This window comes from Paenibacillus sp. CECT 9249 (assembly GCF_918697855.1).
Lineage (GTDB): Bacteria > Bacillota > Bacilli > Paenibacillales > Paenibacillaceae > MSJ-34.
Window position 1 is genome coordinate 263,023 of sequence record NZ_CAKKLI010000003.1, and the last position, 14,172, is coordinate 277,194.

The following is a 14,172-nucleotide window of genomic DNA, read 5'->3' on the forward strand; positions in this document are numbered from 1 at the left end:
TGAAGGAGGTGACAAGCGGTGAAGGCGGAGCAATCCAAACGGAAAGGGGCGAGGCGACGCCTCCGGAACCGAAATTCGCATGGCAGGCCGTCAATCCGGAAGCGAACGCGCGAACGTTCGTATGAAGAAGGATATGAGAGAGGCTATAATGAGGGCGTCCAGCTCGGCCGGCTCGGATACGGCACGAAGTTTCACGGTACGAGCATTATTATCCCGACGTACAATCAACTGGAATATTTGAAAGCATGTATCGACAGCATACGGATTCATACGCCGACTCCTTACGAAATTATCGTTGTCGACAATGCATCGACCGACGGAACGGAGCAATATTTGCAAAGATTGGGCGGGGAAGTCCGTTATCGCGTTCACGATCGGAACCTCGGTTTTGCCGGCGCGATCAATACAGGTTTAATGATGGCCAAAGGAACGACGATCGCGTTATTGAACAACGACGTAATCGCGACAAGAAATTGGCTTGCGAATATGCTGTCTTGCTTGCATAGCGATCCCGGAATCGGCATGGTCGGTCCTGTGACGAATTATATCGGAGGCGATCAGCAAATCGAAGTGCCGTACCGGAATTTGGAGGAGATGCATGCGTTCGCGGAAGGGCATAATCGGCCGGATCGAACAAAATGGCAAAGAACGGATCGTTTGGTCGGCTTTTGTTTGCTGTTTCGGCGCGAATTGTTCGAGCAAGCCGGTTATTTGGACGAAGGGTATGAAATGGGCAACTTCGAAGACGACGATTATGTGATTCGCGTACGTTTGCTCGGCTATTCCCTCATGACGGCAAGGGATACGTTTGTGCACCATTTCGGAAGCGTCAGCATGAAGGCGTTAGGAGACGGTTTGCAAACCGTGAACGATCGCAACAGCGCCTTTTTTTCGCAAAAATGGGCCAATCCTTACGCATTGGTTGATGAGGTCAAACAAATAGTTGCAGCGATGACGGTCCCATTGCCGCCCGCTCGCACTTCTGTTCATTTCTATCCGTCTCACGTGCTGGTGAAAGGATCGGGCGAAACGATTTACTGGATCGAGGACGGAATGAGGCATCCGGTAGAGGGCCATATTCCCCTTCCTGTCACGCGGGTGTCGCAAATCGAATTGCGCGGATGGGAATTAGGAGACGCCATTGGGGGCGAAGCGGTTATGAGGCGTTACAGAGGGGGCGAACGCGGGCATGCGGCGGTCGCGGAGGCGCCCGTTAACGGGCAATTATTGGCGGGAAGCGACGGGACGCTATATCAGTATATCGGACAGCAGAAACGGAAAATCGTGAGCGAGCACGCGGCCGCCGTCTGGAATTTGCATTTGAAAAATCGAATGCCGTTGTCCGAGGAGCGGCTGAGAGAGATGCCGGAAGGCTTGCCGATCGTTTCCGCTCCGCTAATTAAAGGGATGTATATATAGGCGCTTGACATGTAGCAGGGTACATTCGACGGCATATGTTGTAATAGGGTGGGTTATCGTTAATGGGGAGGGAATGGGATGCATCAAAAAATAAGTGAAATGATCGTACACATGTCTTATTCCCATCAGCACATGGCTAGGGTCATCGATGCCAAACGCCAGGTTGCGGTCCGAATGTCGCAGATCATCCACGCCTTGCCCGACCGGCATCCGGAATTCTCGGGTGTGGACGGTTTGATCGAGAATTCGGCGATAGTAACGAAAAATATCGTTGCCTATCTAAACAGCATCGCCGATTTGCAGGAGGCGGTGGCGGAAAATTTAACCCATGTCATGAAGGAAATCGGAGATCAGGGAGAAGAGTAAAGACGTGAACCCGGGCCCGGAAGCGAGGGGATGGTATTGAACAGAGAGGAGGCGTACTTGCATATTTTGGATGCAAGCGCCAAGTTGCAATGGAATATTTCCATGATCCTGGAAGCGAAAGCGGTCGAAGCCGAGAAAGTGCGCAATTGGGCGTTGAACCATTTATCCGAACACGCTTTTACAAGTCATGAAGATCAATTGAAGGAGCCGATCGCGATTCATGAGCAACTTGTCGAGGTGATCGACGGATTAACGAAATTGGAACACGGCCTGGCCCATAATTTGCGGGTCATATTGAATCGGGACGCGGATTCGGGCGGAGACGGGTTCGACGGAATGTTTGGCGGCAATTTTGATATAGGGGACACAGGCAATGGACCTCTGGACGAAGGAAAGGATCGTTAAGCTAAAGCTTGTTGATTCGATTGCGCACAGCCAACAAGCGATCGCCCGCATACTAAACGTTATTGCCGATGTGGCGGAACATGAGGAGTCGAAGGAGCTCGCGCGCCGTATCGGCGAAAATATGCAAGTCGTAACCGGATACCAGCAAGCCTTAAGCTCGATGGCGGCCGGCGTCGCGTCTCGGCGATTAAAAAAAGGAACTCCTACTAAGCCGTGGTTGGCTCCAGCTTTCAACGCACTAACGAATGGGACCCGAGGAGTGCAGGAGGATAAGCGGAATGAAAAAAACAAAGACAAAGGCGCTAAGAAAGAGAAAAATTCGCATCGTGAAAAAGGGGAGACGGTTATTCAAAGGAAAACGCCGTTTCATTCATAAAAAGTTGAAGCGCCGAATCAAAAGACGGATCAGACCGATTCGCAAGCGCCGTTTAAAACGGCTTAAACGGAAAGGTCATGCCCGCCGCAGCAGGCCGGTCATTCAGGACAATGCGGGCCCGCCGCAAGGGAATGAATTCAATCAGGCGTTCGATCAGGCGTATAACGAAGGATTCAACGCCGGCTTTGCCAAAGGGTTCGAAGACGGCCATCATATTGCATATGCATCGCAATAACCACCGAATCGGTGGTTTTTTTGCTTGAAGAAGGAAATATAAGAATTTTGTCGAAATGGTAATGTAAAATATTCCACTTGGAGCGGTTACTTAGTATGGTTTATGACGGAATTATCATCTCTATTGTTTTGGGATTGATTCGCGGCGGCAGCTTGAAAAGCTTTGCCGATTTGCGCCTTAAGCACGGCTGGATTTTCATTGTGCTGCTGGCTGTGCAAATCGTTATGTTTATATTTCAGTCCCGCTGGGACTGGCTTTCGTATGCAAGCAATTATTTTTATATGGCCGTTTACGTCGTCGGCTTGTATTTCTTATGGATCAATCGCAGCCATACCGGTTTTCCCTGGATATTCGCCGGCGTATTGCTGAATTTTATCGTCATGGCGGCCAATGGGGGAAGAATGCCGGTTTCGCCGGAAGCGGCATCCGTCCTGGATCCGTTCTTTACCCAAGCGCTGCAGGAAGGCGTTTACGGCAAGCATCAATTGATAACCGACTCGACCCGGCTCGGGTTTCTGGGCGATATTATCCCGTTATCGAGTCCGTATCCCCGGACCCAAGTGATAAGCGTCGGGGATGTCGTCATGAATATTGGCATTTTCGTTTTTATTCAGCATTTGATGCTGGCGGATAAAATGAAGAAATCTTCGCTGAAATCGATAGAGGAGTGAAGCGCACAACCATTAGATTATAGAAGGAGGTGAATTCGATGAAACTTGATAAAGCCAAAGCGAAAACAATTCTTTTGAATTTGGCGATCGTTGCATCTCTGGTTATTGCTCTAACTTCCGGCTATAGACTAGTATAATCTTAAGTCGGAAGGCCCCACCGAGGAAGAAGTGATTATGCTTCTTCCTTTTCACCTTCTCTAGAAAAGGTAGAAATTTGAATATGAATCATACAGCTAAGTTGAAATCGTATTTTACAATCCCATCCAATCTGTATTTAACAGGTCTATGTTTCGTGGGGATTCTCGTGTTTATGCTAAATTCTCAAATTCAATTGCCTTCGACATCCGGTTGGGTATTGTTGTTTTCACTCACGGGATCGATATTGCTATTAAATCAGGTTTTATTCCGTTTGCCTCCTGAGGGAAATGCTCAATCGATGGATTCGGCATTGTACTTGGCTTGTATTTTCACTTTTGGATTGCAATTATCTCTCAATGTACTGTTAATCAGTTCAGTGATTTATATACTATATCAACGAAGAATCGTTTGGTGGAAACATATTATCAATTTCGCCGTCTATGCTTTAATGATCGTTTCGGCCCATTACGTATTCGTGCAAACGGGAGGACATACAGGTCCGATGGAGCCGACTGCGCTATATTCTTATCTTTTGGCTATGACCGCATATTTTACCGTTAATGTCATTGCGCTCGGAATTTATTTTATGTTGTTAATTAAAAAAAGCTTGTTCCAGGTTATCCATGGATTCGTTAAAGAAACGATAACCGCCTATATAAGCACGTTACTGCTTTCCTTAATGTTAACGATGATGTTCGAGACGCATTTTTATTTCGGATTGTTTCTGTTTTTAATCATCGCCGTCCTGTTGTCCGTCTCGTTTAAACAGCTGTTTCGCTTGTATCAGGAAGTTTCGGATAAGGCCGCGAGAGACCCGCGCACCAATTTGTTCAACCACGGTTATTTCGAAGAACTGCTGGAAAAGGAGCTCGCCCAAGCGAAGGCGTCAGGCTCTCCCTTAAGTCTCGTTATTTTGGATGTGGACAGCTTCAAAAAATATAACGACACGTTCGGCCATCTGAAAGGCGACAAGCTGCTTGAGTTTTTCAGCAAATTGCTTTTGCAGGAATGCGATCCCCATCATTATATCGCAGGGCGTCACGGAGGCGACGAATTTACGATATTGCTGCCGGGCAAACGGGAAAGGGAAACATTCTCTTTTATCAATTCCTTGAGGAAAAAGGTTAACGATTCCTATTTCGAAGGCGTTGAAATTTTCCCGCACGGCTGCCTTACGTTTTCGGCCGGAATTATCGAGTATACGGGGGGAATTTATGATAAGTCGCAACTAATGGATAAAGCCGATCAAGCGCTGTATTATGCGAAAGCCCAAGGCAAAAACCTTGTACATATTTATAACGAACAGTCGCCGATTTCCAAGACGATCGATATCGAGCAAGATATACAGGAAATCGAGCAGCAATTGAAAATCTTCCTATCGAAAGATATTTATACGTTCCAGCATAGCAAAAGAGTATTCACGTACGCCATGGATCTATGCGATTATATTCCGCTCAGCGATGCCGAGAAGAGAACGTTAATTTTGGGAGCGCTGTTCCACGATATCGGTAAGTTAGAAGTGCCGAAGCATATTTTGCAGAAGAAAGAGAAGTTGACCGCCGAAGAATGGAGCATCGTGAAGAAACATGTTATATGGGGAAAAGAAATCGTATCCGCCATCGATAAATATTCGGATCTGATTCCGCTGGTGGAGCTGCATCATGAACGCGTTGACGGCAAAGGTTACCCGTACGGCCTGGCCGGCGACGATATTCCGAAGCTGGCACGCATATTATGCGTAATCGATTCGTTCGACGCCATGACGACGGAAAGGCCTTATCAGAAAACGAAGACGTTCGATGAAGCGATACAAGAACTGCGGCGTTGTGCGGGGCAACAATTCGACGAAGCGTTCGTCGAATCCTTCATTCGGATGATCGCGAACAAGTATGATTTTAAACTGGAAGAAATGAATTCCGTTTCATAACGATAGAATCCGACTCTATTTGCGAATGACGCATTCGCAGATAGAGTCTTTTGTTTTTTTGGACATTCGCCAATTTTCAATCTTAGCGGATAAGCGTCCATGATGTGTCTGCCTGTATCGCATATATTTATACATACCTATAAACCAATGACGGACAGGATGAATGTTGTGAAAGATAAGATTTTCCGACGCAGGGGCAAAGGGCATCGGCATGGGTACGAAACCGGTTGGAGGCATGGCTACCGTCTGGGAGCGTGCCAATCGGTACTGAGGCGAGTCGCGTCCCGCCCGTTCCCGGTGCGGGATGTGAAGGCGATGTATGTTCCTCAAGGATTCGAGGCGATCGACAGCGGGGTCATCGAGGCGCTGCAGGCGTCCGTCCGGGAATGCATAATCGCCGAACCGCAGCGGATGCTTGATTTGGCACTGGAGACGAAGCCCGATCTGTTGCTGGTTATGAACGGGCTTCACGTCTTTCCGGAGGAACATCACGATCATCTCGACCGGATTCGCGGCAGCGGAATCCGCACGGCCGTTTGGCTGGCGGACGATCCGTATTTTACGGACGATACGGCACGCAATGCGCCCCATTACGATTATATATTCACCCATGAGATGAATTGCATCGAATTTTACCGAAGTCTCGGCTGCGGCCAAGTTCATTATTTGCCGCTCGCCACAAGCAGCCGGATATTCCATCCGCGCCGCACGGGATTGGAGTACGAAAGCGATGTCTGTTTTATTGGAAACGCCTTTTGGAACCGTGTTGCTTTGTTTGACGAATTGGCTCCGTATTTGGCTGACAAGAAAGTGGTTATCGCCGGAGGACATTGGGAGCGCCTGTCCCGATTCGAAACGTTAAAGCGTCATATCCGGCCCGGTTGGACGCCGATTGAAGAGACGGCGAATTATTACAATGGGGCCAAAATCGTAATCAATATGCATAGGCCGATCGAAGCCGGAAGCGACAATCGAAACGGCCGCAACATTCGCGGCACGTCGATCAACCCGCGCACCTATGAAATTTCCGGCTGCGGTACCTTGCAAATTACCGATGTGCGCGAAGATTTGCATCATTTGTACCGTCCCGGATCCGATATTGAAACGTTTGCGTCGGCATCCGAATTGCGCGACAAAATCGAATTTTATCTAAGCCATGAAAAAGAACGCCTTGCTATCGCGCTGAGAGGGTTGCGGACGACTAGAGAAAACCACATGTTCGCGGACCGGTTGAATCGCCTTTTTGAAATTATATTTTCATAATGCAAAGGAGTGTCGTCATGTCTTTAATCGTTCATCGTCGGAAAAAAACGAGAAAGCGCCATGCGCTCAAAAAACGGAGAATCGTCGTAACTAGATTAGGCCCAGCCGCTATAGCCCGCAGAGAAGGGCGGAAATTGGGGTTCAAGAAAGGGTTTGACGAAGGTTACTTGCGCGGCCGTGCCGACGTCATCGTCAACACGGTTCAAGATCCGGTTCCGTTTCGCAATATTCGGATTCTGTACGTTACGACGGGGAAAGGTTTTCCGTATTCGCCGATCGACGAAGCCGTGATCAGCACGCTGCAAGGGATGGTGTCCGAACTCATTCCGACCGATCCGCGGCAGCCGGTTGCCGATCTTGCAAGCCAAGTACGGCCAGATCTTGTGCTCTCGCTCGACGGCATGGAGTTTTCGACCGAACAGGTGCAGTCGATCCGGCAACTCGGGTTCCGCACCGCGATTTGGCTAACGGACGATCCGTATTATACCGATTTCACGTCTAATATGGTCGGCCATTACGATTATGTTTTCACGCTTGAGTTGAACTGCGTTCCTTATTATCAATCGCTCGGCTGCCCTAATGTATATTACTTGCCCTTCGCCGTTCAGCCGACGCAATACCGCCCGAAGCCGACTCAATCGACCATTCGCAGCGATATCAGCTTTGTCGGTTCCGCATATTGGAATCGCGTCGGATTTTTCGATCAACTCGTGCCTTATTTGCAAGACAAGAACGTCAGCATTTCAGGGTTATGGTGGGATCGGCTTGCAGGGTTCGAAACGCTGAAAGACAAGATCGAATTGGGCAAATGGATGGGACCGCAGGAGACGTCGGAAGTGTACAACGGTTCGAAGATCGTCATTAACTTGCACCGGTCGCATGATGACGATTCCGTCAATAACAATACCAATAAAATACACCCGGTATCCCCTAATCCGCGCACATTCGAGATCAGTTCATGCGCCACGTTGCAGCTAACCGATATTCGCGACGATTTAGCCCGGTTCTATACGCCGGGCGTGGAGATTGAGACGTATGCTTCTCCCCAGGAATTGATGGAGAAAATCGATTATTACTTGGCGAACGAGGAAGCCCGCCGCGATATCGCATTGCGCGGATTGGCCAGAACGATGCGCGAGCATACGTATGCCAGAAGATTGAATGAAATGCTGGCCCATATATTCGGGTAAAGGAATCGATGCGCGATCCGGTACAAATTGCTGTACCGGATCGCTTGCATCATGAAGCGATGCAGGGATACGAAAGGGAAATTGTACGAATGTGGAGGGTTCAATGTCGTGGCGATACGTATGTCCTTTCAATATATTGTACTACCTGGGAAAGGAGGTGAATCCATACCGTTAGGTATGATTCGTGCCGATGCGTAGAAAACGAAAAATGATATTGTTCTCTCACGTCTGCAACCCAACCTCCATAACCGGCGCGGAAAAATTGCTTCTCTTTTTTACGAGGGAAATGATGCCGTTCTACGATTGCGTTCTGGTTGTGCCGGGAGAAGGGGTTCTTTCGCGCCAAGCGCGTGCCCACGGAATTAAAGTAGTCGTTCAGCCGTGTCCGCTGTTTTTTCTTATTTACGATCCCCCGGCCGATTTGCCGGATCAGTTGGAGAGGTTGAAGCAATGTGCGGAACTGCCGAAATTAATTCGGCTGTTAAAATCGGAACGCCCCGATGTGGTGTTAACCAATACATGCGTGCATATTTTGCCGGCGGTTGCCGCCAAGACGCTGCATATTCCGGTTGTGTGGAAAATTACCGAGACGATTAACGAAAATGCGAATACCGCTCAATCCGTTGCGCTTATCGACCGCTATTCGGATCTGATCGTCGGCATATCGAATACGACGATGCGTTCATTTCGCGGCGACGCGATCCGCCGTAAAATCGTTATTTTGCCTCCATCGTGGCGAATGGAGGAATTCGAGCCCGAGAAATGGCCCGCCGCCAGAAAGTCCAGACGCAACCAGCTTGGCATTGCCGAGTCGACGCGGCTTATCGGCTATATTTCCACGTTCATCAATCCGGAAAAAGGATTGGAGCATTTTATTAAAATGTCGCTCCAAATTTGCGAAAAATTCGCCCATACGCAATTTATTATCGTCGGGAGCCCAAGGGATATGGACTATTACAACCGTTGTCTCGCGATGATTCAAAGGTCGAAACACGCGCATCGCTTTCGGTTCAGCGGTTTTGAAGATTCGATTCAGGCGATTTACCCGGCGATGGATATTTTGGTCGTCCCAAGTCTAGTTCAGGAAGGATTCGGTATGACCGCCTTGGAAGGCCTTATTTTCGGCAAACCGGTCATTACGTACCGTTCGGGCGGTCTAAGCGAAATTCAAAGCGCAACGGGCAACGATCGCTATGTCGTCGAGCAAGGGAATGTGGAGCAGTTGACGGCATGTGTCAGCGAGTTGCTGGCCGATCCGCATGCCGAAGCCAGAGTAGGCCGATCCAATCATCAAACGGTGCAATCGATGTTCGGCATCGAATCCTACCGAAAGAACTTGAATCATTTGGCTGTGCGGATCAACGCCCTTAGCCCGCCGAGACCGAGACGCGCGCTTTCCGCGCGCAGAACGGGAAAAACGATGCGCTTAAGGCGATTGATGCGAGTAAGGAAGCAACGTGCAGCGAGGCTCGGAAGAAAGCTGCGTTTAAAGCGGAGGGCCGCCATTGCCAGAAAAAGAGTTGCCGCCGCAAAGCGCAAAAGCGCAAGGCGCAGAATCGGCAAGCGAATCAACGTTAGAAGACGGCTTGCCAACCGGAAGCGCAAGAAGGTGCGAACGAGAGTCTAGCCCGATTTTCATACGATAAGAAGGTGAATTTTTTTATGCGCATCATGACTGTCTTGGGTACGAGACCTGAGATTATCCGGCTAAGTTTGATTATTCGGAAATTGGATCAGTATGCCGACAAGCATGTGCTCGTGCACACCGGCCAGAACTTTACCGCGACTTTGAGCGATATTTTCTTCACGCAGTTGGAGCTGCGGACGCCCGACTACAGGCTGAACATGAAGCAGCAATCTTTTGGCAGCCAACTGTCCGCGATGTTTGGCGAAATCGAACAAATCATATTGCGCGAAAAGCCGGATAAAGTATTGCTGCTCGGAGATACGAACAGCGCTTTATGCGCGATTGTCGCGGAACGTATGGGAATTCCCGTCGTGCATATGGAAGCCGGAAACCGCTGCTTTGACTTGGCCGTCCCCGAAGAGAAAAACAGGCGGGTTATTGATGCGATTTCCTCTTACAATATGCCGTACACTCAGCAGAGCAAAACGAACTTGCTGCGTGAAGGCTTTCCAAGCGAACGCATCGTTCTGACCGGGAATCCCATTTATGAAGTGCTGCTCCGTTTCGCCCCGCAAATCGAACAAAACGATATATTGGAACAATTGGGCTTATCGCCGCGGAACTATTTTCTCGTGACAGCCCATCGCGCCGAAAATGTAGATTCTCGCGATCACTTGTCCCAAATGATGAGCGCTTTGAACGAAATCGCCGCGCTTTACGGGCAGAGAATCGTTTGCAGCATCCATCCGCGAACCAAATCCCGAATGGAGCAATATATGGACATTGACATGCACCCGTTAGTCGAGTTCCACGAACCGTTCGGATTTTTCGAATTCGTCAAGCTGGAACGGAATGCGCGCTGCGTCATGACGGACAGCGGAACAGTGCAGGAGGAATGCTGTATCTTTCATATTCCGACGGTAACGATGCGCAATACGACGGAAAGGCCGGAAACGGTCGATTGCGGCAGCAACGTCGTCTCAGGGCTCAAGGCGGCAAACATCGTGGAGGCCGTAAAAATCATGACGGAACTGCCTTCCGACTGGCAGTGTCCGGACGGATATTTGGCGACCGACGTTTCCGTAAAAGTCGTAAAATTTCTGCTTGGAGGGAAGGTTGATGTTTGAGAACGAACGAATTTTGGTGACCGGCGGCACCGGGTCTTGGGGATACGAACTGATTAGCCAACTGCTGCCGCAAAAGCCGAAGGAGATCATCGTGTTCTCCCGAAACGAGACGAGTCAAGTGGCTATGAGCCGTCATTTCGAAGATCCGCGGCTTAGTTTTTTTATTGGCGATATACGCGACAGAAAGACGATTTCGCGCGCATGCCAGGACGTGGATTACGTGTTCCATCTTGCGGCGCTCAAGCATGTGCCGGTATGCGAGGATCATCCCTATGAAGCGTTAAAAACGAACGTCATCGGCACGCAAAACGTGATCGAGGCTTCGATTGAAAATCATGTGAAAAAGACGGTCTATATTTCGACGGATAAAGCGGCGAATCCATCCAATTTTTACGGCATGACGAAGGCGATCGGCGAAAAGTTAATCGTGTATGCCAATTTACTGCGTTCGGACACGAAATTCGTTTGCGTGCGCGGCGGCAACGTGCTGGGCACTAACGGCAGCGTCATTCACTTATTTATGAACCAAATTAAACAGAAACATCAGATCGGATTGACGGACAAAAAAATGACTCGCTTTTTTTTAACATTGCAGGATGCGATCCGGTTGCTGTTTAAAGCGACAAAAGAGAGTTATGGCGGCGAAATTTATGTGATGACGATGCCGACTTGCAAAATTATCGATTTGGCGGAAGTGTTAATCGAAGCTTCCGGCAAATCGGATGTTCGGATCGTGGAAACCGGCGTAAGGCCCGGCGAAAAAATACATGAAATATTAATGAGCGAATACGAGAGCACATCCACTGTCGTTTACGACGAGCAATATTTGGTTATTTTGCCGACGATCAATATCCCCGGTTTAAGGGAGCGGTACGAACATTGCGCCCCGGTAGAATTCACCAGCTTCAGTTCCTCGCAAAATGTAATGAACAAGGAAGAAATCAAGAACATGCTCGTGCGGGGAGGATTTTTGTCATGAAATTGCTCGTCCTCGGCGGCAATGGAATGGCTGGCCATATGTTGGTGGGGTATTTTCGCGCCGCCGGCCGACATTCCGTTTTCTACACGACAAGAGACGAGACCGACGATTCCGGATTGTTGTTCGACGCGGAGGATCCCTCCATGGTGGAGGCGCTCGTTCGAACGGTTCGCCCGGATGTCATCGTGAACGCGATCGGCATTTTGAACGAAGCGGCCAAACGGAATCCGGTAGCGGCATATGCCGTTAACGGGCTATTGCCGCATCGTCTGGCGTCGGCGGCCGACTCTGTCGGGGCGCGGCTCATTCATATTAGCACCGATTGCGTATTTCGCGGCGATCGGGGCGGTTATGCCGAAACGGATGCGCCGGACGGCATAACGGTGTATGCTCGAACGAAAGCGCTTGGCGAAGTGAACGCCAGCCGCCATCTTACCGTTCGAACCTCGATCGTCGGACCGGAAGTCCGGTCGCATTGCATCGGATTGTTGCATTGGTTTCTGCGGCAACAAGGCAACGTTCGCGGTTACCGGCAAGTGTTGTGGAACGGAGTCACGACGCTCGAACTCGCTAAGGCGATCGAACATTGGATTGACTGTCCGGTTAACGGACTCGTCCATCTTGTTGCGCCGGAGCGTATTAGCAAGCTGGAATTGCTTCGTTTGTTCCAAAGATCGTTCGACAAGAACGATGTTGAGATCGTACCCGACGACGAAATCGCCGTCGATCGAACATTGGCGGTCACCCGTTCGGATCTGGACTATTCCGTGCCCCCTTATGAAGAGATGATTCGCGAACTGGCACAGTGGATGCGGTCGGGATGAACGGGCGCGGCACGATTCTCGTTACCGGAGCTTCGGGATTTACCGGCCGTCATGCTTGCAGTTATTTTGACAGCATCGGAATGAAAGTCGCGGCGCTCGTAAGGAAGGCGGGGGACACGCCTGAGTACGGAGAGACGGTCGTTTGCGATATGACGGTCAAGGAGCAGGTGTATGAAGCCATACGATCGGTTCGTCCCGATTACGTGCTGCATGTGGCGGGGAAAAATTCCGTTCCCGAATCGTGGACGAATCCGATCCAATATATCGAAACCAACATGATGTCTACGCTGATCCTGTTGGATGCGCTGCGGGAATTGCCGCACTGCCGCATTCTCGTGGTCGGCTCGAAATTGAAATTCGATTTGGCGCGGACGGAGAAACCGCCGCATCCATATAGTTGGAGCAAGACGATGCAGCAAACGGCGGCGCGCCATTGGATGCATTTATTCGAGCAGCATATTATGCTGGCGGAGCCTTCGAATTTGATCGGCCCCGGCCCTTCGACGGGGATTTGCGCACTCTTCGCCAGCAAAATGATACGGATGGAGCGGGGATATAAGGAGGGGCCTTTCCGCTTATCGTCCGCCGGAGAACAGCGGGATTTTCTCGACGTGCGGGATGCCGTGCGGGCATACGGATTTATTTTACGGGCGGGAAGCAGGGGGACGGTCTATCCGATCGAATCGGGAATATGGCGCCGCCTTGACGATGTGATCGAAGCGTTTCAACGTCATGCTTCCAAACGAGTGCCCGTAATTGCCGGAAATGACGATGTACGGACAGAGCCTGTGCCGGCAAACCCCGCTTTGATGCGAGAACTTGGTTGGACGCCTCAAATCTCCTTTGAGACGTCCGTTCAAGACATTGTTGACTATTACAGGAAGCGGCAAGAGGTGAAATGATGAAACCTAGAGTAACGATCGTTATTCCGTTTTACAATTGTCCTTATGTCGATCAAGCGATCCGCAGCGCGCTGAACCAATCTTATAATCATATCGAGATCATTGTCGTCGACGACGGATCCACACAACATACGGAATTGATAGCCCCTTACCGCAGCCAGTTGAATTATTTGGGAAAAGCGAACGGGGGAACGGCCTCGGCATTAAACCACGGCATCAGAATGGCTTCCGGAGAGTATATCGCCTGGTTAAGTTCGGACGATCTGTTTTACCGGAACAAAATCGAACAGCAGCTAGAGTTTATGCTAAGCCGAAATGCCAAAATCAGTTATACTTCCTTCGATAATATCGACGCGCATGGCAATGTGACGGAAGCCGACGTCGGCATCCGGTTTCCGAACGCTCTCGAGTTTTACCGTTCTTGGCATCATTACAATCCGGTCAACGGTTGTACGGTAATGATGAAAAAAAGCATGCTGGAGCGGGTAGGGCTGTTCAACGAAAGTTATCCTTACACGCATGACGTGGATTTATGGATGCGCATTATATTGAAGGGGTATTATTTTTATTTTTTGAACAAAAGTTTGACCGGTTACCGCTGGCATAACGAGATGGGAACGAGGAAGCATCAACCTGCCGTCGTGCAGGAATATGCGCAGACTAGAGAGAGATATCACGCCCCGTTATCCAATTTCATCGCCAAGCTGGTTAACCGGTAAGGGG

15 protein-coding genes are annotated in these 14,172 nt (G+C 49.8%); all 15 read left to right on the top strand.

Annotated features, from left to right (window positions below; genetic code table 11):
* Positions 1 to 18: 18 nt before the first annotated feature.
* The 15 genes from LQ229_RS04640 to LQ229_RS04710 all read left to right on the top strand — a co-directional run bounded on the left by LQ229_RS04640 (position 19) and on the right by LQ229_RS04710 (position 14,168).
* Positions 19 to 1,419 carry a glycosyltransferase family 2 protein gene (locus LQ229_RS04640; RefSeq protein WP_230191054.1) on the top strand — a complete coding sequence of 467 codons (1,401 nt, stop codon included), beginning with the start codon at positions 19 to 21 and terminating at the stop codon, positions 1,417 to 1,419.
* A gap of 78 nt (positions 1,420 to 1,497) precedes the next feature.
* Entirely contained in the window at positions 1,498 to 1,785 is a 288-nt protein-coding gene (locus tag LQ229_RS04645; RefSeq protein ID WP_216536579.1) for a nucleoside-diphosphate sugar epimerase, read from the top strand.
* Positions 1,786 to 1,821: 36 nt separating this feature from the next.
* Positions 1,822 to 2,190, top strand: a complete 369-nt coding sequence (locus LQ229_RS04650; protein WP_230191086.1) for a restriction endonuclease subunit S — start codon at positions 1,822 to 1,824, stop codon at positions 2,188 to 2,190.
* Complete coding sequence (locus LQ229_RS04655) at positions 2,159 to 2,566, top strand: hypothetical protein (RefSeq protein WP_230191055.1); 408 nt, start codon at positions 2,159 to 2,161, stop codon at positions 2,564 to 2,566. Before LQ229_RS04650 ends, LQ229_RS04655 begins: the two co-directional genes overlap by 32 nt.
* Positions 2,567 to 2,570: 4 nt before the next feature.
* Positions 2,571 to 2,801: a hypothetical protein gene (locus LQ229_RS04660; RefSeq protein ID WP_230191056.1), complete on the top strand. Its 231-nt coding sequence runs from the start codon at positions 2,571 to 2,573 to the stop codon at positions 2,799 to 2,801.
* A gap of 95 nt (positions 2,802 to 2,896) precedes the next feature.
* Positions 2,897 to 3,472, top strand: a complete 576-nt coding sequence (locus LQ229_RS04665; RefSeq protein WP_216536577.1) for a DUF5317 domain-containing protein — start codon at positions 2,897 to 2,899, stop codon at positions 3,470 to 3,472.
* A gap of 514 nt (positions 3,473 to 3,986) precedes the next feature.
* Positions 3,987 to 5,537, top strand: a complete 1,551-nt coding sequence (locus LQ229_RS04670; protein WP_230191057.1) for a diguanylate cyclase — start codon at positions 3,987 to 3,989, stop codon at positions 5,535 to 5,537.
* A gap of 168 nt (positions 5,538 to 5,705) precedes the next feature.
* On the top strand, positions 5,706 to 6,800 hold the full coding sequence (locus LQ229_RS04675) for a DUF3880 domain-containing protein (protein WP_230191058.1): 1,095 nt from the start codon (positions 5,706 to 5,708) through the stop codon (positions 6,798 to 6,800).
* A gap of 17 nt (positions 6,801 to 6,817) precedes the next feature.
* Entirely contained in the window at positions 6,818 to 7,990 is a 1,173-nt protein-coding gene (locus LQ229_RS04680) for a glycosyltransferase (RefSeq protein ID WP_216536575.1), read from the top strand.
* 190 nt (positions 7,991 to 8,180) lie between these two features.
* The gene (locus tag LQ229_RS04685; protein ID WP_230191059.1) at positions 8,181 to 9,617 is read left to right on the top strand and encodes a glycosyltransferase family 4 protein; all 1,437 of its coding nucleotides are present in this window, start codon (positions 8,181 to 8,183) and stop codon (positions 9,615 to 9,617) included.
* A 35-nt stretch (positions 9,618 to 9,652) separates the two neighbouring features.
* Entirely contained in the window at positions 9,653 to 10,744 is a 1,092-nt protein-coding gene (gene wecB, locus LQ229_RS04690) for a UDP-N-acetylglucosamine 2-epimerase (non-hydrolyzing) (protein ID WP_216536573.1), read from the top strand.
* The gene (locus LQ229_RS04695) at positions 10,737 to 11,723 is read left to right on the top strand and encodes a polysaccharide biosynthesis protein (RefSeq protein ID WP_216536572.1); all 987 of its coding nucleotides are present in this window, start codon (positions 10,737 to 10,739) and stop codon (positions 11,721 to 11,723) included. Before wecB ends, LQ229_RS04695 begins: the two co-directional genes overlap by 8 nt.
* Positions 11,720 to 12,547, top strand: a complete 828-nt coding sequence (locus LQ229_RS04700; RefSeq protein ID WP_216536571.1) for an SDR family oxidoreductase — start codon at positions 11,720 to 11,722, stop codon at positions 12,545 to 12,547. Before LQ229_RS04695 ends, LQ229_RS04700 begins: the two co-directional genes overlap by 4 nt.
* Entirely contained in the window at positions 12,529 to 13,449 is a 921-nt protein-coding gene (locus LQ229_RS04705; protein WP_230191060.1) for an NAD-dependent epimerase/dehydratase family protein, read from the top strand. Before LQ229_RS04700 ends, LQ229_RS04705 begins: the two co-directional genes overlap by 19 nt.
* The gene (locus LQ229_RS04710; RefSeq protein ID WP_216536660.1) at positions 13,449 to 14,168 is read left to right on the top strand and encodes a glycosyltransferase; all 720 of its coding nucleotides are present in this window, start codon (positions 13,449 to 13,451) and stop codon (positions 14,166 to 14,168) included. Before LQ229_RS04705 ends, LQ229_RS04710 begins: the two co-directional genes overlap by 1 nt.
* Positions 14,169 to 14,172 lie beyond the last annotated feature (4 nt).